This is a genomic window from Thermococcus thermotolerans (assembly GCF_024707485.1).
Lineage (GTDB): Archaea > Methanobacteriota_B > Thermococci > Thermococcales > Thermococcaceae > Thermococcus > Thermococcus thermotolerans.
The window spans coordinates 87,363-105,389 of sequence record NZ_CP102602.1; the positions used below are offsets into that span (position 1 = coordinate 87,363).

Below are 18,027 nucleotides of genomic sequence, written 5' to 3' on the forward strand. Positions count from 1 at the left end.
TCTCCCACCAAGGGTTCACCTGGAGGAGGCCGTTAAAAACGTTGCCCAAGAACATCAGCGTAGACTTCCTCAACCTCACGGGCTATTCTGCTCCATGAGTACGTCCCGGCGATTCTCCTCCCCCTGTGGCCCGCTTTAGCATTGAACTTTGGTTCTAGGAGCAGTTTCACAGCATTGACCAGCTCATCGAGGCTCTCAAACGTTAGGCCGTTTTTGCCCTCTCGTATAAGCTCAGGGACGGCGCTGACACGCCTTCCCACCGCCGGGACACCGAGGCTGTTAGCCTCAAGCACGACGAGTCCAAAGCCTTCCCGCTTGGAAGGAAGAACCAGCAGCTTGCTCCGGGACAGTATGGTATCCACATCGTGTCGGTAGCCTGTGAACTCGACATTTCGGGGAGCTACTGCCTGGAGCTGTTTTCTAAGAGGGCCGTCACCGACCATAAGGAACCTCTCCTCCGGCAGACGGCGGGCCAGCTCTATGAACGTTTCTGGGCTCTTGTAATCCCTGAGAGCTCCGATGTACGTGATGTAATCCCTCCTTCTGCTGGTTTCTCTTAGCGGTTTGACACCGTTGGGTATGACCCTCACCCTACTCGCTCCGAGGGATGCCGCCTTCTTGGCGAGCCAGTGGCTGACGGCTATAATCGCGTCAGCGCTGTTCAGTGTTCTCTTCACATAGAATCTCCCGAGGGCTAACGTTGCCGTGTGCTCTAGATCGCTTCCGTGGGCCGTCACAATGAGAGGGAGTCCGGTTTTTTCCTTTGCGAGAACCCCTGCAAAACTCGTCGTTCCAATGAAGTGAGCGTGGATCAGGTCAAAGCCAAACTTTCTGTGGAGTCTGGATATCTCCCTTGCCCCAAGCAGGGCGAAGCTCGTCCCCCTGATTCCATAAACCGGTGGAACCGTGACGTAGTGGACAAATTCTGATTCAAATTCCCTCGGCTCGATGGGCCCGTAGGTAAGGACGTGAACCTCGTGCCTCTTTCTCAGCTCCCTTACGAGGCTGTCCAGGTGGTTGGCAACGCCTCCGCCGTGTGGTGGATAGTGTCCTACCATCAGAATCCTCATTTTGACCGGAGAAAGTGGAGAGGAGGCGTTAAAAAGGCTTATGGTCTTCCCCTGTCCCGTCCTCCAGGAATCCCGGGGGAGCCCGGCATGCTCCTTTTGGTCGTCAGCATCGCCATTTCGTTTCTGATCTGAGGTATCAGGTCATTGAGGAGGAGGGAGTAGTCCCCCCTGCTGAGCGCCTCTTTGGCCTGAGCCAGGAGGGACTCCAGCTCGCCCACATCATAGCCCTTCCGTTTGAGTACTCTAACCATGACCTCAAGCTGGTGTATCTCAAGCTCTAACTGCATCCTCACAGATCCCTGGTATACGGTTCTCATCTCGCTGTATGCGCGGGATATGACAAAGTCCGCATTGAAGCTGGCTATCATGGCGAGCTGGTACGCTCTGGAGTATTCACCCGAGTTGTAGGCATCCCATGCAGCGTTCAGGGCACTCTTCGCCCCTTCGAGCTTTTTCCTTGCGGCCGGTATCTGGAGCCCATCAAGGAGCCCTTCAGCGCGGCCGGTTTTGTTCTGGACGTTGATGAGAAGTGAATAAACCTCATCCCTCGTGGGGGACTGGGCAAGGTTTCCCTCCTCGTAGCCTGTGAAGTGGGATTTCATCCATTCATCAAGTTTTTCCCTGTTCAGGGGAAACATCGGCTTCTCCCTGCCGGAATATGTAATGGCATACTTGACCTCGGTTATACCGCTGAACCGTCCCAGTGCCGCTATCGTTATGTTCTCCCTCCCCTCATCCGTGAGGATCAGTATTGGCTTCCCCTTGAACTCGTAAGGCCTCAGCTTCATGGCCTCAAGATAGGCCTCTATCGCCAGGGCATCGCGACCGTTGGCTATGACCACGGTTTTTATTCCATCAAAAACGTCCGGGAACTCGTCCTTGAGCGCCTGTATCACCACGAGGTTCGTCTCGTATCTGGTCTCACCGTACCAGCGCTCGTAGGGGATTCCAAATTCCTCCAGGTCTCCGGTGTACTCCTCGGGAACGGCAACCGGGCCGCCGATTATTATGACCCTGTCCGGGTCAATGCTGAGTATTTCGGCGCTCGCCGCGGGATCGTACGTTCCCCACGGGCTTACTATCAGCTGGGCACCAAGGAGGTCGGCCACGTTCTGGGCTATGGCGGCATCGGCTTCATTGTCGCTCACGAGGATGACCAGCCTCAAATCCCCTGCACCCGCGTGTCCGAGGGGAACCCCGCCGAGCATGAACATGAAACCGATGAGGATTACAAGCCCTCTTTTCCATATCACGCCTTTTCACCTGCTTCTACCTTGGGAAAAGCCTTATTTAAGCATTTTTCACGCAATCGTTTGTCCCCGTTTGGCTTGGAGGGAAAGGGAAAGGCGGAAAGACTCCCCTCATGCCGGGAGGATTAACGGACGTTCAAAATCGTTTACCCACGTTTAAAGGCCTCGTTAAAGGCTCTTCGGGCGTACTCGCTCAGGGTGAGCCCTTCACCTTTCGCCAGCTTTTCGAGGAGCTTCTGGGAGTGGCTCCCATACTGGGCGGCTTTCTTTTCACGTTCCGCTATCTCCTTTGGCAGGCCGAGTTCGATCGCCATCTTCCGCAGAATGGCCTTTCTGGTGCCGTCCCTGATCTTTAATCCCACTGGCGTTCCCAGGGCAACTGATACCACCGCCAGGTCAAGGAAGGGCACGCGCCCCTCAACTGAGTTGAGCATGGCTATTTTGTCGTCCCTTGCGAGGTTTTTCTCCCCCAGCTCAAGGAGGTCTTTCTCCATCAGCGCGGGGTTCTTGAGGTACTTGGCATATCCTCCGAAGAGCTCATCGGCCCCCTGTCCGCTTAGGAGAAGCCTGCATCCGTCTTTGCTCGCCAGCCTCGTTGAGAAATAAAGGGGAACCCCTATCGCGAGGTTCATTGGGTTCGGTTCCTCTATGGCAAAGATAACCCTTGGAACGGCATCGCGGACGTCGGCTATGTCAAAGACATACTCCTTAAGCGGAAGCCCCAGGAGTTCGCTGGCCTTTCGCGCCCATTCTAGGTCGGGACTGCCCTCTGCGCCTGAGGTATACAGAATAACATCGGAATGGTGGGACGCCAGCAGGGCTATGAGCGAGCTATCCAGACCTCCCGAGAACAGAATACCTGTTCTTTTCCCTGTCCTGACCCTGACCGCGTGATCCAGAACGTTCATAAGCGCGCGCTTTGCCCTCTCCGGTGTCATGTTTCTCCTGAGTTCTGTGATCATGAAGAGCTTCCTTCTCTCAGCACCTCTATTTGAGATCACCACGAGTTCGCCTGGCATCACTGGTATTGCCTCTTCGCCTATTGCCCACAGGACTTTCTTTTCCGAGGCAAAGAAGCCGCTCGGCGAGTAGTAGAGAGGCCTAACACCGATTGGATCTCTGAAGAGATATATCCTCTCCCCATCGCTGAAGGCCACAGCGTAGTCTCCCTCAAGCATCATCATAGCTTTCCGGACGGCCCCCCATACGTCCATCCCGCCCTCAAGGAGGTGTTCGATGAGCCTTAGGATTACCTCGCTGTCAACGTCGGTCTCAAAGGAGACACCCTTTCCTTCGAGGTAGGCCCTCAGGTGCCCATGGTTGTATATCTCCCCGTTGTGGACGAGGGCTAAGTCGTTGTAGAACGGCTGGGTGTAGCTGGAAGAGCCCGTCATCGCCAGCCTGCACTGGAGAAGACCTATTTTTCCCTCGGGAATCTCGGAAAGGCGTGAAAAGTCATCGGACTTGAAGACACCTCCATCTGTCCAGACGCCGAAGGAGTCCTCTCCCCGGTGCTTTCCGGATATTATCATCCTCATGAACCTGTCCTTCAAACTCTCACCGATTCCTCCAGCTATCAGACACATGCTCCCACCGTGGGGACTTGGGGGTACGACACCAAAAGGCTTCTTCATTATTCCTTGAAAGCGTTTTCATAACGTTTCCCCGAAACTGAAAGCCTGCCCAGAAACTGCGGGGAAGATTGAACTATGTCAGGTCGCCGCAGGTGCAGCGGTGCTCGTAGGCAAGGGTCTCAAGGTCGTCAAAGCCCTCCCCGGTCTTGGCGGAGATGTAGAGAACCCTCGTGGGGGGTGCCAGCTCCGGAAGGGCCGAGCACATCCTGTACGCCAGGAGTCCCTGCATCGAGGGCTCCAGCTTGAGCCTGGCGTTCAGATACTCCACGTCGTCGAGGTATCTCCTATAGTCCTCAAGTCTCTCCACGGTGTCGACCTTGCTCATGGCCGGAACGGTTGTCGTTCCAAGGCGCAGTTCTATCATCATGCCAAAGAAGCGAACGAAGCAGAAATCAGCGGGTTTCCTCAGTATGTCCGGGCTGAAGAGATAGACCGTTAACGGTTCCGGAAGATTTTCCATCAGCCTGACACCGAACTCGTGGAAGAGAAAAGTCTCCATCTGGCCGGGGGTATCGAGGAGAACGTAATCGCTTCCCTTCTCCACCTCCAGAATCGTGGAGACATAGTTGGAGACCCTTGGGAGAAGTCGGTCGTAGCTTTCCACTATTGCCCCGTTGGGGCCGTAGCCTTCCTCCATTATGTCCCAGGCGGTTACGTCCCGCCTGACGTCGACATCGGGCTCGTAGGGAAGTCTCTTCACTCCCGTATCGAGGTTGACATACGAAACTGAGTAGCCGTTTTCCTCAAGGTATCTCCCGAACGAGGCTGTTAGGGTGGTCTTTCCGCTCCCGGCAGTTCCCACGAAAGTTACTATCATCTCATCACCCTGGCCTTGAGGCCGGATATTCTGGAGATCCTCTCCGCCAGCTCCATGAATGCCTTCGCACCTTCCGATTCAGGTTTATACTCCACCACAGGGACACCTTCGAGGGTGGCCTCCCTGACGGCAGGGTCTTCAGGGATAACGGCGAGGAGGGGTATTTCCATGACCTCTTCGGCCACCTCGGGCGGGATTTCCGTCTCGCTCCTTCCCGAACGGTTGAGAACAAACCCCAGAATAGCCAGGCCTGCCTTCTTTAAAACCATCCCTACCTTCATAGTGTCGGTGACGCACGAGATTTCGGGGTTTGTAACTAGAAGAACTTCCTCTCCGCTCAGCATCGCGTTCATTGCGTCCATCTGAAGCCCCGCGGGGGAGTCTATCACGACAAAATCGAACTTATCCTTCAGCTTCTTTATCGTCTCGGGAAGCTTTCGGGGGTCGGCCCTTATCACGTGCTCCCAGTCTATCGATGCTGGAACGAGGTGAACGTTCTCATAGGCCGTGGCGTATATCGCATCACTTATTGTAGCCCTCCCGGCGAGAACATCGTGGAGGGTTGTGTATGCGTCATCGATTCCCATGACGAGGCTCAAGTTAGCCATTGTAAGGTCAGCGTCAACGGCACAGACGTGATAACCCATCTTTCCGAGGGCGATCGAGAGGTTGGCAGTCGTTGTGGTCTTTCCCGTGCCCCCCTTGCCGCTTGCAATGGAGATCAGCCTGCCCATTGTCCCACCCATCTACTTTTCGGCTAAACCTTTATGAACCTTTAGTTATAGCACCCCTTTGAAGTATTGTGAAGAACGGAGAGTTTGAATCTTCTGAGGTGAGAGAAATGAGGACGTTTGTTGCCGATACGAGCGTAATCGTTGACGGTAGGCTTACACAGTTCCTCGCGGGTATCGATGGTGACGTTAAGGTCATCATACCTGAGGCGGTCATAGCCGAGATAGAGCACCAGGCCAACGAGGGAAAGGCGATAGGCCATGTCGGACTTGAGGAGCTCAAGAAGCTTAGAGAGATGGCCAACGAGGGCAGGATTATACTGGAGTTCCACGGAGAAAGGCCCGAACTCTGGCAGATAAAGAGGGCCAAGTCCGGGGAGATAGACAACATGGTTAGGGAGATAGCCAGAGAGCTGGGCGCCACCCTGATAACCGGCGACCAGGTGCAGAGGGACATCGCGATAGCAAAGGGGATAGACGTGATATATTTAACCGCCAGAAAGGAGGTCAGGCACCGCCTGGAGGACTTCTTCGACGAGACTACGATGAGCGTCCACCTGAAGGCCGGGCTGAGGCCCCTCGCAAAGAAGGGAAGACCTGGAGAGTGGAGGCTCGTCCCGGTCAGGGACGAAATCCTCACGGACGAGGAGCTGGAGGAGATAGCGGACGACATAGTTGAGAGGGCAAAGCGCGATCCAGAGAGCTTCATAGAGCTCGACGAGCCAGGAGCGACTGTCGTTCAGCTCAGGAACTACCGTATAGTTATAGCCAAACCGCCCTTCGCTGACAGGATAGAGATAACCGCAGTCAGGCCGGTCAAGAAGCTCAGCATCGAGGACTATGAGCTGAGCGAGAAGCTCATGGAGCGCCTCAGGGAGAAGGCGGAGGGGATACTCATCGCTGGAGCGCCGGGTGAAGGAAAGACGACCTTCGCCCAGGCCCTTGCCGAGTGGTACGCCGGCATGGGCAGGATAGTTAAGACAATGGAGAAGCCCCGCGACCTTCAGGTCGGTGAAGAGATAACCCAGTACACAGCTCTGAGCGGCAGGATGGAGAAGACCGGCGACATACTCCTCTTGGTGAGGCCGGACTACACGATATTCGACGAGATGAGGAAGACGAGCGACTTCAAGATATACGCTGACCTTCGCCTGGCGGGAGTGGGTATGGTAGGAGTTGTGCACGCAACGAAGCCGATAGATGCAGTTCAGCGCTTCATCGGAAGGGTGGAGCTCGGAATGATACCGCAGATAGTCGATACCGTCATCTTCATCAAGGCCGGAAGGGTCGCCAAGGTCCTGACGCTGGAGTACCTCGTTAAGGTGCCGAGCGGCATGAGGGAGGAGGATTTAGCGAGGCCGGTGATAGAGGTCAGGGACTTTGAGACCGGTGAGCTTGAGTACGAGATATACACCTACGGCGAGGAGATAAGCGTCGTGCCCGTCAAGAGGGAGGAGAAAGCTCCAGCCCTTAAACTCGCGGAGAAGAGGCTCAAGCAGGAGATAAAGAAGTTCCTGCCCGATGTCTACACTGAGGTGGAGATAGTCAGCCCGCACAAGGCGATAATCTACGCTGACGAGTTCGACATCCCGGCGATAATCGGCAAGAAGGGCAAGCGCATCACCGAGCTGGAGAAGAGGATAGGCATAAGCATCGACGTCAAGAGCTTCACCGAAAGAGAGGCGGCAAAGCCGAAGGAGAGGATATCCGTTGAGGTCGAGGAGAAGAAGAAAACGATTGTCCTCCGCGTTTCCCCGGACTACGCAAAGAGGCCCCTCAAGTTCTACGGCGGCGAGCAGTACGTCTTCACCGCAACGCCCAGCAAGAAGGGTCTCGTCAAGGTGAGCAAGAGCACACCCATAGGCAAGGAGCTCAAGAGGCTCATCGAGGCGGGGATACCCATCTGGGCGACCGCCTGAGAAAACTTTTTATAGTTTGCTTTCTTCTTTTTTATGGTGGTAAGAAGTGGGAGCCGCCGACGTACTGGCAATCCTCGGGGCGATATTTTTCATACTCCTGATATTCATGCCCTTTATCCCAAGGGGTCCAAGCCTGATGGTGCTCTTCCTTGGTCTCCTGCCCCTGGCTCTGCTCGTCGTTCTCATAGTAAAGATGTGGGAGCTCAGCAGTGAGGTCAGAAGCATTAAAGAGGAGCTAAAGGCACTCCGGGACGAAGGGGGGAACGCGAAAGATGGGGAGTGAGTATGACATCCTTGAGGCCGTTGGTGCGATACTGACGGGCGTGGGCCTAGTAATACTGCTCACAGCAGGGGAAGCCGGATTGATCCTTGGGCCGGTACTCCTTGTGATGGGTCTCGTCGTCTGGAAGATGGGCGAGATGAGGAGGGAGTTCAACGAGAAGCTCGAATCCCTCAGAGAGGAGATAGAGTCCCTCAAAACCCCCGGGGGCACCGCGGATGGCTGACGTCTCCACCAAAGGATTCGCGATAATCGTCCTCTCAATATCACTTTAGTGCATCCAGTGGGGTGGCTGTCTGCCCTTGTAACGGCCCTGCTCTTTGCCCTGGTCGGCTGGACGGTTATTGGAATAGCGAATGAAATCGATGGTCTGAGATCGGAGATATGGATGCTCCGCCATGAGGTAAAGGCCCTCAGGAAAGAACTCAGGACGGTGGAGTAAGATGAAGCTCGTGAGGGACCTCGTCGTGCTCTTTGCACTGCTCGTGTCCATCTCCATGCTCCTGTGGGCTCAGCCCGAGAGCAGGGGCTCGGTGGGCTTTTATCTCGGCATTGCCTTCATTGTTCTGGCCTTCCTGCTCCTCGCCATCTGGGTGGAGCTGGAGCGCCTGGAGGACAGAATCCTCGAACTGGAATTCATCCTAGGTGAGTCAGGGGGAGATGAGAAAGATGAGAGGGATGTGGAAGGATAAGATTTTCTGGGGCACTGCTGGAGTTGCCCTCCTCCTCTACGCCTACGGCATATTCTTGGAACCCAGCCCTCTGGCACTGGTCATTGGGAGCGTTTTCTGGGCTGTGGCGTTCCTGTATCTCCTGTGGGCGAGTTTCAGGAAGAAGGTTCGGAAGATTCTTGGGAGTGCAGGGTAAGGCTCAGCTGCGAGGGTACTCATCACACGTCAGCTAGCGAAATTGTCTTCATCGCCGGGTTAGGTTCTCGCAAGATTTTTTAACCCTTTTCAGGAGGAGAGACCATGCTGGTTCTGGCCTCTGCCTCACCGAGGAGACGGGAGATACTCGCCCGCTTCCTGGATAAGTTCGAGGTTATTCCAAGCAGGGCCAGCGAGGAGTGCGACCTGAGAGACCCGACCGAGTACGCCCTGGAGCTGGCCAGACGGAAAGCGTGGGAGGTTTACAACCGAGTGGGCGGAACCGTCATCGGCGCCGATACCGTGGTCAGCGTAGATGGGAAAATCCTTGGAAAGCCCAAAGATGAGGAAGACGCCTTCAGAATGCTCAGGCTCCTAAGCGGGAGGGTTCACAGGGTCACGACTGGCTACTGTATAATCCATAAAGGCACGGAAATCGCGGGAGTCGTCATCACGGAGGTTAAGTTCCGGGAGCTGGACGATGAGATGATCTGGGCATACGTCAGAACCGGCGAGCCGATGGACAAGGCAGGAGCTTATGGCATACAGGGAAAGGCCGGTCTCTTCGTCGAGTGGATCAGGGGTGACTACTACAACGTCGTCGGCTTCCCTCTGGAGATAGTCTGGAAGCTGAGGCAACTTGGATTTGAGGTTTTATGAGTTTCAACGGGACTCCAGCGGATTTAAGGCAAACTTACAAAAACTCCCCGAACAGCAGGTCTTCCTTCGTGCCTCCCGCCTTCTTGAAAACCTTCTCGCTCCAGGAGACGCGCCCGACGGCGGGAGGGTAATGGGCATCGCTCGCGAAGACCAGCTTTACGCCGCGCTTTATGCACTCCCTTATGAAGTCAATGTCGGGAACACGGTAGCGGGAGCTTATCTCAAAGGCCTTTCCGTTGGCCTCTGCCAGATCGAGAATCTCCTCCAGCTCCTCCAGTGCCGGATATCCTATGTGGGGAAAGTTTGCACCAAAGTGCCCTATGACCGTCACGTTCTCATCGAGAAGGGCCAGCTTCACAAGCTCGATGTACTGGCTCGGGCTCTCCAGCCACTCGTGGACGCTGGCTATCACGTAGTCGAGCTTTTTCGCCATGACGTCCGGGAGATCGACGCCTCCGGATGTTATGTTGCCCTCAATCCCTGCCAGCACCGTGATATCTGCCTCCCCTCCCCATCGCTTTATCTCCCTAACGTACCTGCCAAGGGTTCTCTCCGAGAGGTAGTGGCTGTGGTCAGTTATGCCGAGCAGTCTAAGTCCCTTCTCTTCGGCGGCCGCTATGTTCTCGGTTATCCCCCCGATGCCGTCCGAGTAGACGGTGTGGGTGTGTGCGTCATGTGGGAATTCGAGCATGCTGTGAATTCGGGAAGGGGCATTAAAAAGCCTTCTGGACAAAATATCCAAAGTAAAGCCCAACCTTGAGTTTTGACAACCTTTAAATAGTCGCTGAAACAAAACCCACCCGGTGGTGAAAATGGTCGAGCGCTCCAAGGTTAGGGTTCTCGTTGCAAAGCCGGGACTTGACGGTCACGACAGGGGAGCCAAGGTCGTTGCGAGGGCTTTGCGTGACGCTGGTTTTGAGGTCATATACACGGGCATAAGGCAGACTCCGGAGCAGATAGTGGAGAGCGTCATCCAAGAGGACGTTGATGTCCTTGGAATAAGCATCCTCTCCGGCGCGCACATGGTTCTGATTCCCAAGATTCTGAGGCTCCTTGAGGAAAGGGGTATAAAGCCCAACGAGGACGTTCTCGTTATTGCCGGTGGAATAATACCCCCCGACGACGCCGAGCAGCTTGAGAAGACCGGTGTTGCCAAGGTCTTCGGCCCGGGAAGTCCGATTGGCGACATAATAAGCTTCATCGATGAGAACGTCCCGAGGCTAAAGAAGTTCAGGTCGGGGTAGCCCAACCTTTATAATTTCTTCCTGGATAATTTGTCCGAGTGGTGACGATGATAGACGACCTTATAGAACGCATGCTCCAGGGGGACAGGCGCGCGACGGCGAGGCTCATAACCCTCGTCGAGAACGATGAGGAGAAGGCGAGGGAGATAATACGGAAAATACATCCCCATACGGGGAACGCATACATCGTCGGCATAACCGGCCCGCCAGGGGCCGGAAAATCGACCCTTCTCGACAAGCTCATCAGGGTTGCCAGGGAGGAGGGGAAAGTCGTAGGCGTCATAGCCATAGACCCCACCTCGCCCTTCACCGGCGGTGCCCTTCTCGGCGACAGAATAAGGATGCAGAGGCACTCGACGGACCCGGGAGTTTTCATCAGGAGCATGGCAACCAGGGGTTCCCTCGGTGGACTCGCCAAGGCCACCAACGATGCCATAAAGGTTCTCGATGCCTACGGCTGTGACGTCATCTTCGTTGAGACCGTCGGCGTCGGCCAGATTGAGATTGACATCGTCAAGACGGCCGATACCGTGGTTCTCGTAACCGTGCCCGGTTTGGGAGATGATGTGCAGGCGATAAAGGCCGGCCTTATGGAGATAGCGGACGTGTTTGTCATCAACAAGGCCGACAAGGAAGGAGCGGATGCGACCTACTTCGAGCTCAACCTTATGCTCGACCTTGAGAAGGAGCGCTGGGAGAAGCGCGGCTGGAGGCCGCCTATAGTCGAGACCGTGGCGACAACGATGAAGGGAATCCGGGAGCTCTGGGCGGCCATAAAGGAACACCACGAGTTCCTTGAGCGTAGCGGCGAGATAGAGCGGAAGAGAAAGTTCCGTGCTGAGGAAGAGGTCAAAACGATAGTTTCGGGCAGAATAGCCAAGGCCATAAGCGAGAGGCTTGATGATAAGGAGGTGGCGGCTCTAATAGAAAAGGTCGTGAGGAGGGAGGTCGACCCTTACTCTGCCGCGGATCTTGTACTTGAAAAAGCCCTGGGGGTGAAGGTATGATAAAGAAGATAGACCACGTTGGTATAGCCGTTAAGAACCTCGACGAGGCCATCAAGGTCTGGGAGGGCCTCGGCCTAAAGGTCGAGGAGATTGAAGAGGTGCCCGACCAGAAGGTTAGAACCGCGATAATCCACGTCGGCGAGAGCAGGATAGAGCTCCTTGAAGGAACCTCCGAGGATTCGCCGATAGCCAAGTTCATAGCCAAGCGCGGCGAGGGCATACACCACATAGCCCTCGGCGTCGATAACATTGAGGAGCACCTTGAGAAGCTCAAGGCTGAGGGGTACAGACTCATCGATGAGAAGCCCCGCACCGGTGCCGGGGGTGCGAGGATAGCCTTCGTCCACCCGAAGGCGGTAACGGGTGTGCTTCTCGAACTCTGCGAAAGGGAAGGATAATGTCTGAAAATCTCTATTTTGGGTGCATAGTCCCATTTTCTCTTTAACTCAATGGTCCGGGTATCAGTGCATTTGGTCGCACACAGTAACGTTTATAAGAACATTAACAAACTTACTGCGGCTGTAATGTCATGACCCTGTTGATCAAGTAATGTGTGCGAAGTGATGACGTATGATGTTTAGGGGGCGGCCCCGGAGGAGAGGCTCACGGGTTATTGATTATCGCCGTCTCGACGATGTCCTCGCCAAAAATCCCCAGCGGGGGAAGATTTTAATAACCAGAAGACCGCCCTTTGAGGTCAAAGCGCCCAACGTTTACCAGGTGTGGATTACTAAAGTCTCCCATCCAAAGGCAGTCCATCCGTCCAGGCTTCACGTGATTGAGCAGATTGTTTGGGATCGCTTGGGGAACAAAAAATCTGACGTTGTTCTGGATGCGGTTGAATACCTGATGATAGAGAACGGCGTTGAACCCACGCTCCGCTTCGTTAGCAAGATACGGGACATGGCCGTCATGAGGAACTCTGACTTCTACGTTACCGTGAGTGATGGCATAGACACCAAGGTGCTCAACATCCTGCGGAGAATAGTCGAGTAAGCCACCTCAGGTAAAGTTATATAACCTATCCCATCATTCTCCAATTTAGGTGTAGGGCATGCCGTACATCGAGAAGATTGAAATGAAAGGCTTCAAATCCTACGGTAACCGGAAGGTAGTCGTCCCGCTTTCTAAGGGGTTTACAGCGATCGTGGGTGCCAACGGTTCTGGAAAGAGCAACATTGGTGACGCCGTTCTCTTCGTTCTCGGTGGACTGTCTGCCAAAGCCATGCGTGCGACCAGGATAAGCGATTTGATCTTCGCGGGCACAAAAACAGAGGCACCGGCAAAGTACGCCGAGGTGGCGATGTACTTCAACAATGAGGATCGGGGCTTTCCAATCGATGAGGACGAGGTCGTGATAAAGCGCCGCGTTTATCCCGACGGGAGGAGCACGTACTGGCTCAACGGCAAGAGAACCAGCAGGAGCGACATACTCGATGTCCTCAGTGCGGCCATGATTTCGCCTGAAGGATACAACCTCGTTCTCCAGGGTGACATCACCAAGTTCATCAAGATGAGCCCCACCGAGAGGAGGATGCTCATAGACGAAATCTCCGGAATAGCGGAGTACGACGCAAAGAAGGAGAAGGCCCTGAAGGAGCTGAAGCAGGCCGAGGAAAACCTCGCCCGCGTTGACCTGCTCATCAGGGAAGTCAAATCCCAGCTCGACAAGCTCGAAAAGGAGCGCAACGACGCCCTTCGCTACCTCGACCTCAAAGACCGTGTCGAGAAGGCGAAGGTTACGCTCCTCCTTGGTGAGATAAGGAAGCTGAAGTCCCTGATTGAGGAGAACAATCTCCGTGACAAGGAGATAGAGGCGGAGATAGCCGCCATAGAGGAGCGCCTCAAGGACATAGCCAAGGAGATAGTCGCCAAGGAGAAGGAGCTGAACGCAATTGAGAAGGAGCTTGAGGAGAAGAGCGAGGATGGCATTCTTGAGGTTACCAGGAAGATCAGCGAGGTTCAGTCGAAGATCGAGATGGCGAGGAAGAACATCGAACTGGCCCAGAAGGAGATAGAGGACAGCCAGCACAGGCTCGCCAAGACCAAGGAGGAGCTGAAGAAGGTATCCGAGGAGATAGAGAAGAGCAGGAACGCCATTCAGCGCTGGACTAAGAGGCGCGAGAAGCTCAAGGCGGAGATAAAGGAGAAAGAGGTTGTCAAAAACGAGCTGGTCATCAAGCTCGGAGAGATAGACAGGGACTTTGCGATAGCCAAGCAGGACTTCGACAAGGTCGTTGACGAACTTGAGGAGGCCAAGAAGGAGCTCTACATGAAGGAGAGCGATATCAGAAAGTTCGAGGAGGAGATAGAGCGCCTTAAGGCCAGGATTGCACAGGACAGCGCCAGGAGAACGGCACTCAAGTCCAAAATCGAGGAGGCAAAGAAATCCCTTGAGACCAAGCGCTCCGAGCTCGGAGAGATAGAGGGGAAGATGGCTAAGGCCGAGGCGAGGCTTAGGAAGGCAGAAAAGGAGCTTGAAGAAAAGACCAAGGCTCTCAGGAAGGTCGAAGGAGAGCTTTCCAAGGCCAGGGAAGAGCTCATCAAGGCCGAGGCCCAGCGTGAGGTGAGGGGCAACAGGGCCATAGAGTTCCTCAAGAACCAGAACATTCCCGGCCTCTACGGCTCGCTTGGAGAGCTGATAAGCGTTGCGGACAAGGACTATGCCCTTGCGATAGAGGTCGCCCTCGGCGGGAACTACGACAACGTTGTGGTGGAAGACGATAAGGTCGCCGAGAAGGCAATCAGGCTCCTCAAGGAGAAAAAGCTCGGAAGGCTGACCTTCCTCCCGCTCAACAAGATAAAGCCCCGTTCTATGCGCGAGAAGCCTTCGCTCGGAATCCCCGCGATGGACGTTGTCCAGTACGACCCGCGCTTCAAAAATGCGGTGGCGTATGCCTTGGGAGATACGCTCATCGTGAGCGACCTGGATGAGGCAAGAGCGGTAGGAATCGGAAAGGTTCGCATGGTGACCCTGGGCGGTGAGCTCCTTGAGAGGAGCGGGGCGATAACCGGCGGTCACTACAGGCCCAGGGGCAAACTCGGGGTGAACGTCGACGAGGTACGGAAGAGGGTCGAGAGGCTCGAACGCGAGAAAGAGGCCTTGGAATCCTCAATTAACGCGCTCAAGATCGAGGTTAAGAGTCTCCAGAACGAGCTCTTTGAGCTCCGCATGAGGAAGAGCGACCTGAGCAAGGATCTGCAGGTCGTCCAGAGGGAGATGGAGCGCCTCCTCGCCGAGGACAGGGCCCTTAAGGAGGGCATAGAGGAGAGCGAGAGGCTCATCGAGGTTCTTGAGAAGAGGATTCACGGAACTAAGGGCGATATGGCAAAGCTCCGCGGAAGGATAGAGCGGCTTGAAAAGAAGAAGGAGAGGCTCAAGAGGGCCCTTGAGAACCCCGAGGCTAGGGAGCTGAACCAGAAGATCAGGGAAGTGGAGCACGAGATAAGCAAGCTCAGGGAGGAGCTGAGCAAGGTCGAGAGCAAGCTTGAGAACCTTGAGATAAGGATAAACGAGGAGCTCCTCCCGAGGAAGGCCGACCTTGAGGAGGAGATAGAGGGGCTCGTGAACAGGATAAACGCCCTCAAGGCCAACATCGCCGAGAACGAGAACGCGATAAAGGAGTTCGAGAAGGAACTTGAGGAGCTCAGGAAAGCCGAGGAAAGCGTCAAGGACGAGCTCAAGGAGCTCCGCGAGAGGCGCGAGAAGGTCAAGAACGAGATAATAAGCCTCCGCTCGGAGAAGGACGAGCTCAACTCCAAGCTTCAGGAGCTGCGCATTGAGGCCAACACCCTCAAGATAAAGCTCGCCCAGTACGAGGCGACGCTGAAGGAGAAGCAGGGCGAGCTGAAGCACCACGATACCAAGCTCATAAGGAGCATCAAGGAAGTCCCGCTGGAGCTTGAAGCTTTGCGGGAGCAGATAGAGAAGATGGAGGAGGAGATACGCTCCCTTGAGCCCGTCAACATGAAGGCCATAGAGGACTTCGAGGTCGTTGAGAGGAGATACCTTGAGCTGAAGAGCAAGCGCGAGCAGGTCGTCGCCGAGAAGGAGAGCATAGAGGAATTCATCGAGGAGATAGAAGGCCAGAAGAGGAACGTCTTCATGCAGACCCTCAGCGAGATAGCCAGGAACTTCTCGGAGCTCTTCGCGAAGCTCTCACCCGGAGGGAGTGCCAGGCTCATCCTTGAGAACCCGGACGACCCCTTCGCGGGCGGTCTTGAGATAGAGGCCAAGCCTGCCGGAAAGGACGTTAAGCGCATCGAGGCCATGAGCGGCGGTGAGAAGGCTTTAACTGCCCTCGCCTTTGTCTTCGCGATACAGCGCTACAAGCCGGCGCCGTTCTACCTCTTCGACGAGATAGATGCCCACCTCGACGATGCCAACGTCAAGCGCGTTGCTGACCTCATCAAGGAGGCCTCCCAGAACAGCCAGTTCATCGTGATAACCCTGAGGGACGTCATGATGGCCAACGCGGACAAGATAATCGGCGTCAGCATGAGGAACGGCGTCTCGCGCGTCGTTGCGCTCAGCCTTGAGAAGGCAATGAAGATACTTGAAGAGGCAAGGAAGAGAAGCGAGGCCGAGCACGCGGAGATGTTCGGACATCTGAGCGGGTGAACCTAATGTTTGATAGGGAAGAGTTCGAGCGGTGGTTGTCTCAGGCTGAATATACCCTCAGAAGTGCTGAGAATGACATGAATTCCAAATTTTATTCATGGGCATGCTTTAAGGCCCAGCAGGCTGCGGAGTACGCCGTCAAAGCTTTGCTCTTTGGGCTTGGGGTCATGGCTTACGGCCATTCAATAAAGAGACTGCTCGACATACTATCCAAAGAGATCGAGGTTCCAGAGGAGCTTTTTGACAATGCCAGGATGCTGGACAGGCATTATATCCCCCCACGATACCCGGACGCATACATAGAAGGTGCTCCCTACGAGTACTACGGGGAAAAGGATGCCCTTGAGGCCATCAATTCTGCACGCGAGGTCATCGCCTTCGTCAGGAGGGTGGCCGATGAGGTCAAGTGAACTGCCCTACGAGGGAGACGTTAAGAAGTACGTGGAAGCCCTCAAAGGTGCACTCCGGCCTAAATTAGTATTGCTTTACGGTTCACTGGCAAGGGGAACCTTCGGGCTTGGCAGTGACGTGGATATACTCGTGATATCAGAAAACCTCCCCAAAAACCCAAACGAACGCTTAAAGCTTCTCTACGAGCTCGACAGAACCCACGCGCCTATAGATGCCAAAGCATACACTCCAGAAGAAGTTAAGAGGATGCTCCTCAAGGGACACCCACTCATAATGGACGCTCTGGCGGATGGGAAGGTTCTCTACGCCGATGAAGATTATCTAAGAGAGATTATGGCGATGTTCAAGATGGCCAAGAAGAAATTCCGCCGTTTTGAGAGGGGCTGGATTAGAATTGAGAGGTGAAACCGATGGAATCGCGCCGTGAGGAGGAGATAACGCCCGTTGACATTCTCCTCCAGCTCGTCACCATGGGCAAGGTCGATCCGTGGAACATAGACATCGTTGACCTGACCGAGAAGTACATCGAACGGCTGAGGGAGATGAAGGAGCTCGACCTCCGCGTCTCGGCGAGGGCCATCCTAGCGGCGTCAATCCTCGTCAGGATGAAGAGCGAGGCCCTGCTCCACGCCGACGAGGAGGAAGAGGAGGAGCACCACGAAGAGCGCATACGGGTGGAAGTTGAACCCTTGGCCCCTCCGCTCAGGAGGGTCGAGCGCTACTACACCTTCGACGACCTCCTGGATGCCCTCATGGACGCCCTTGAGGAGGCCGAGAAGAGGAAGCCGCGGAAGAGGAAGAAGGTCGAGATAGAGGAGGAGGTCTTCGTCGTCGACGACTTCCGCGTTGACATCGAGAAGCACGTCTACAGGCTCCACGAGATAGTCGTGAACATGTACCGGGAAACTAGGGAGCCGATAAACTTCTGGGACCTAGTCTTCGACCCAACGCCGAAGATAGTGGCCAGAACCTTTCTCTACCTGCTGTTCCTCTCCAACATGGGCAAGGTTGACCTCATTCAGGAGGAGCCGTTTGGTGAGATATTTGTAGTTCCGGTTGAGGAGGCTTGATTTCTTTCCTCCCTCTTTGCCGGTCTTATCGTTATGACCAGCAGGGGTTCTTCGCTCCCTATGTAGAGGCTCTTCTTTTCCCGGTTCATGTAGAAGCAGTACCTTCCGTTCGGAAGGCCTTCAACGAATTTCCGGGGGACTGTATGCCTGACCATTCTCCCATCGAAGAAGACGCAGTCGTAGGCCTGCGAAATCCCGGAGACCCTCTCTCTGATTTCCTCAATGGACAGCATCTCGCATTCGAGCTTGGCACAGATTAGGCTCCTCCTCCCGTCCGTGAAGATTACCACCCTCTCGTTCACGTCAATTCTCTGCGAGCGATCGAGGAAGCCCCACAGTGCAGAATACACCCGCTCAAGTCTTTTCTTTTTCGCCAGCCTTTTGACGAGCCTCTCCCGGGCGTGCCTCGTGAGGAGCATACCCTAACTTCGTCCGAGAATTTATAAA

22 protein-coding genes are annotated in these 18,027 nt (G+C 55.0%); 15 read left to right on the top strand and 7 right to left on the bottom strand.

Translation table 11 applies throughout. The features are described 5' to 3' along the window. Nucleotides 1-32: 32 nt before the first annotated feature. The 5 genes from NUS69_RS00570 to minD form a co-directional block, all read right to left on the bottom strand. Complete coding sequence (locus NUS69_RS00570; RefSeq protein WP_258083959.1) at nucleotides 33-1,070, bottom strand: glycosyltransferase family 4 protein; 1,038 nt, start codon at nucleotides 1,068-1,070, stop codon at nucleotides 33-35. Nucleotides 1,071-1,108: 38 nt separating this feature from the next. Beyond that, on the bottom strand, nucleotides 1,109-2,323 hold the full coding sequence (locus NUS69_RS00575; protein WP_258083960.1) for a cell wall-binding repeat-containing protein: 1,215 nt from the start codon (nucleotides 2,321-2,323) through the stop codon (nucleotides 1,109-1,111). 143 nt (nucleotides 2,324-2,466) lie between these two features. Further along, the gene (asnB, locus tag NUS69_RS00580) at nucleotides 2,467-3,906 is read right to left on the bottom strand and encodes an asparagine synthase (glutamine-hydrolyzing) (protein ID WP_258083961.1); all 1,440 of its coding nucleotides are present in this window, start codon (nucleotides 3,904-3,906) and stop codon (nucleotides 2,467-2,469) included. Nucleotides 3,907-4,027: 121 nt separating this feature from the next. Then, nucleotides 4,028-4,771, bottom strand: a complete 744-nt coding sequence (locus tag NUS69_RS00585) for an ATP/GTP-binding protein (RefSeq protein ID WP_258083962.1) — start codon at nucleotides 4,769-4,771, stop codon at nucleotides 4,028-4,030. Continuing rightward, a complete protein-coding gene (minD, locus tag NUS69_RS00590) occupies nucleotides 4,768-5,505 on the bottom strand; it encodes a cell division ATPase MinD (protein ID WP_258084851.1) in 738 nt (245 codons plus the stop codon). The genes NUS69_RS00585 and minD overlap by 4 nt, the downstream gene beginning before the upstream one ends. Before the next feature lie 107 nt (nucleotides 5,506-5,612). Between minD and NUS69_RS00595 the strand changes: the two genes are divergently transcribed. From NUS69_RS00595 to NUS69_RS00625, 7 genes are all read left to right on the top strand, one after another. Continuing rightward, nucleotides 5,613-7,421, top strand: a complete 1,809-nt coding sequence (locus NUS69_RS00595) for a PINc/VapC family ATPase (protein WP_258083963.1) — start codon at nucleotides 5,613-5,615, stop codon at nucleotides 7,419-7,421. 46 nt (nucleotides 7,422-7,467) lie between these two features. Beyond that, complete coding sequence (locus tag NUS69_RS00600; protein WP_258083964.1) at nucleotides 7,468-7,704, top strand: hypothetical protein; 237 nt, start codon at nucleotides 7,468-7,470, stop codon at nucleotides 7,702-7,704. Beyond that, nucleotides 7,694-7,927: a hypothetical protein gene (locus NUS69_RS00605; protein WP_258083965.1), complete on the top strand. Its 234-nt coding sequence runs from the start codon at nucleotides 7,694-7,696 to the stop codon at nucleotides 7,925-7,927. The genes NUS69_RS00600 and NUS69_RS00605 overlap by 11 nt, the downstream gene beginning before the upstream one ends. Before the next feature lie 57 nt (nucleotides 7,928-7,984). Further along, nucleotides 7,985-8,143 carry a hypothetical protein gene (locus tag NUS69_RS00610; protein WP_258083966.1) on the top strand — a complete coding sequence of 53 codons (159 nt, stop codon included), beginning with the start codon at nucleotides 7,985-7,987 and terminating at the stop codon, nucleotides 8,141-8,143. Between the two features lies 1 nt (nucleotide 8,144). Further along, nucleotides 8,145-8,393 (top strand): hypothetical protein, encoded by a 249-nt coding sequence (locus NUS69_RS00615; RefSeq protein ID WP_258083967.1) that lies wholly within the window; start codon nucleotides 8,145-8,147, stop codon nucleotides 8,391-8,393. Then, a complete protein-coding gene (locus NUS69_RS00620; RefSeq protein ID WP_258083968.1) occupies nucleotides 8,362-8,568 on the top strand; it encodes a hypothetical protein in 207 nt (68 codons plus the stop codon). The genes NUS69_RS00615 and NUS69_RS00620 overlap by 32 nt, the downstream gene beginning before the upstream one ends. 104 nt (nucleotides 8,569-8,672) lie before the next feature. Then, nucleotides 8,673-9,227 (top strand): Maf-like protein, encoded by a 555-nt coding sequence (locus NUS69_RS00625; protein WP_258083969.1) that lies wholly within the window; start codon nucleotides 8,673-8,675, stop codon nucleotides 9,225-9,227. 34 nt (nucleotides 9,228-9,261) lie between these two features. On the opposite strand, the gene NUS69_RS00630 is transcribed toward NUS69_RS00625, so the two are convergent. Then, nucleotides 9,262-9,918 (bottom strand): PHP domain-containing protein, encoded by a 657-nt coding sequence (locus NUS69_RS00630; protein WP_258083970.1) that lies wholly within the window; start codon nucleotides 9,916-9,918, stop codon nucleotides 9,262-9,264. Between the two features lie 121 nt (nucleotides 9,919-10,039). On the opposite strand from NUS69_RS00630, the gene NUS69_RS00635 reads away from it, so the two are divergent. The 8 genes from NUS69_RS00635 to NUS69_RS00670 all read left to right on the top strand — a co-directional run bounded on the left by NUS69_RS00635 (nucleotide 10,040) and on the right by NUS69_RS00670 (nucleotide 17,580). Then, nucleotides 10,040-10,471 carry a cobalamin B12-binding domain-containing protein gene (locus tag NUS69_RS00635; protein WP_258084852.1) on the top strand — a complete coding sequence of 144 codons (432 nt, stop codon included), beginning with the start codon at nucleotides 10,040-10,042 and terminating at the stop codon, nucleotides 10,469-10,471. Nucleotides 10,472-10,518: 47 nt separating this feature from the next. Further along, nucleotides 10,519-11,478, top strand: coding sequence for a methylmalonyl Co-A mutase-associated GTPase MeaB (gene meaB, locus NUS69_RS00640; protein ID WP_258084853.1), 960 nt, complete (start codon nucleotides 10,519-10,521; stop codon nucleotides 11,476-11,478). Then, nucleotides 11,475-11,876 (top strand): methylmalonyl-CoA epimerase, encoded by a 402-nt coding sequence (gene mce / locus NUS69_RS00645; RefSeq protein ID WP_258083971.1) that lies wholly within the window; start codon nucleotides 11,475-11,477, stop codon nucleotides 11,874-11,876. The genes meaB and mce overlap by 4 nt, the downstream gene beginning before the upstream one ends. Nucleotides 11,877-12,048: 172 nt before the next feature. Then, nucleotides 12,049-12,474 carry a DUF835 domain-containing protein gene (locus NUS69_RS00650; protein ID WP_258083972.1) on the top strand — a complete coding sequence of 142 codons (426 nt, stop codon included), beginning with the start codon at nucleotides 12,049-12,051 and terminating at the stop codon, nucleotides 12,472-12,474. 58 nt (nucleotides 12,475-12,532) lie between these two features. Then, nucleotides 12,533-16,099: a chromosome segregation protein SMC gene (gene smc / locus NUS69_RS00655; RefSeq protein ID WP_258083973.1), complete on the top strand. Its 3,567-nt coding sequence runs from the start codon at nucleotides 12,533-12,535 to the stop codon at nucleotides 16,097-16,099. Between the two features lie 5 nt (nucleotides 16,100-16,104). Next, nucleotides 16,105-16,509, top strand: coding sequence for a HEPN domain-containing protein (locus NUS69_RS00660; RefSeq protein ID WP_258083974.1), 405 nt, complete (start codon nucleotides 16,105-16,107; stop codon nucleotides 16,507-16,509). Then, complete coding sequence (locus NUS69_RS00665) at nucleotides 16,496-16,915, top strand: nucleotidyltransferase domain-containing protein (protein WP_258083975.1); 420 nt, start codon at nucleotides 16,496-16,498, stop codon at nucleotides 16,913-16,915. The genes NUS69_RS00660 and NUS69_RS00665 overlap by 14 nt, the downstream gene beginning before the upstream one ends. Before the next feature lie 5 nt (nucleotides 16,916-16,920). Further along, nucleotides 16,921-17,580 carry a segregation and condensation protein A gene (locus tag NUS69_RS00670; protein ID WP_258083976.1) on the top strand — a complete coding sequence of 220 codons (660 nt, stop codon included), beginning with the start codon at nucleotides 16,921-16,923 and terminating at the stop codon, nucleotides 17,578-17,580. Here NUS69_RS00670 and NUS69_RS00675 read toward each other — a convergent pair. Next, nucleotides 17,529-17,999, bottom strand: a complete 471-nt coding sequence (locus NUS69_RS00675) for a hypothetical protein (protein ID WP_258083977.1) — start codon at nucleotides 17,997-17,999, stop codon at nucleotides 17,529-17,531. The two genes, NUS69_RS00670 and NUS69_RS00675, sit on opposite strands and share 52 nt — an antisense overlap. Nucleotides 18,000-18,027 lie beyond the last annotated feature (28 nt).

What these genes read in the sequence shown, in the direction of transcription:
- NUS69_RS00675 (WP_258083977.1), bottom strand. Translation starts at nt 17,999, where the DNA reads ATGCTCCTCACGAGGCACGCCCGGGAGAGGCTCGTCAAAAGGCTGGCG.
- smc (WP_258083973.1), top strand. Translation starts at nt 12,533, where the DNA reads ATGCCGTACATCGAGAAGATTGAAATGAAAGGCTTCAAATCCTACGGT.
- NUS69_RS00630 (WP_258083970.1), bottom strand. Translation starts at nt 9,918, where the DNA reads ATGCTCGAATTCCCACATGACGCACACACCCACACCGTCTACTCGGAC.
- NUS69_RS00670 (WP_258083976.1), top strand. Translation starts at nt 16,921, where the DNA reads ATGGAATCGCGCCGTGAGGAGGAGATAACGCCCGTTGACATTCTCCTC.
- meaB (WP_258084853.1), top strand. Translation starts at nt 10,519, where the DNA reads ATGATAGACGACCTTATAGAACGCATGCTCCAGGGGGACAGGCGCGCG.
- NUS69_RS00570 (WP_258083959.1), bottom strand. Translation starts at nt 1,070, where the DNA reads ATGAGGATTCTGATGGTAGGACACTATCCACCACACGGCGGAGGCGTT.
- NUS69_RS00635 (WP_258084852.1), top strand. Translation starts at nt 10,040, where the DNA reads ATGGTCGAGCGCTCCAAGGTTAGGGTTCTCGTTGCAAAGCCGGGACTT.
- NUS69_RS00585 (WP_258083962.1), bottom strand. Translation starts at nt 4,771, where the DNA reads ATGATAGTAACTTTCGTGGGAACTGCCGGGAGCGGAAAGACCACCCTA.
- NUS69_RS00620 (WP_258083968.1), top strand. Translation starts at nt 8,362, where the DNA reads ATGAGAAAGATGAGAGGGATGTGGAAGGATAAGATTTTCTGGGGCACT.
- NUS69_RS00625 (WP_258083969.1), top strand. Translation starts at nt 8,673, where the DNA reads ATGCTGGTTCTGGCCTCTGCCTCACCGAGGAGACGGGAGATACTCGCC.
- NUS69_RS00595 (WP_258083963.1), top strand. Translation starts at nt 5,613, where the DNA reads ATGAGGACGTTTGTTGCCGATACGAGCGTAATCGTTGACGGTAGGCTT.
- NUS69_RS00605 (WP_258083965.1), top strand. Translation starts at nt 7,694, where the DNA reads ATGGGGAGTGAGTATGACATCCTTGAGGCCGTTGGTGCGATACTGACG.
- NUS69_RS00665 (WP_258083975.1), top strand. Translation starts at nt 16,496, where the DNA reads ATGAGGTCAAGTGAACTGCCCTACGAGGGAGACGTTAAGAAGTACGTG.
- NUS69_RS00650 (WP_258083972.1), top strand. Translation starts at nt 12,049, where the DNA reads ATGATGTTTAGGGGGCGGCCCCGGAGGAGAGGCTCACGGGTTATTGAT.
- NUS69_RS00660 (WP_258083974.1), top strand. Translation starts at nt 16,105, where the DNA reads ATGTTTGATAGGGAAGAGTTCGAGCGGTGGTTGTCTCAGGCTGAATAT.
- minD (WP_258084851.1), bottom strand. Translation starts at nt 5,505, where the DNA reads ATGGGCAGGCTGATCTCCATTGCAAGCGGCAAGGGGGGCACGGGAAAG.
- mce (WP_258083971.1), top strand. Translation starts at nt 11,475, where the DNA reads ATGATAAAGAAGATAGACCACGTTGGTATAGCCGTTAAGAACCTCGAC.
- NUS69_RS00615 (WP_258083967.1), top strand. Translation starts at nt 8,145, where the DNA reads ATGAAGCTCGTGAGGGACCTCGTCGTGCTCTTTGCACTGCTCGTGTCC.
- asnB (WP_258083961.1), bottom strand. Translation starts at nt 3,906, where the DNA reads ATGTGTCTGATAGCTGGAGGAATCGGTGAGAGTTTGAAGGACAGGTTC.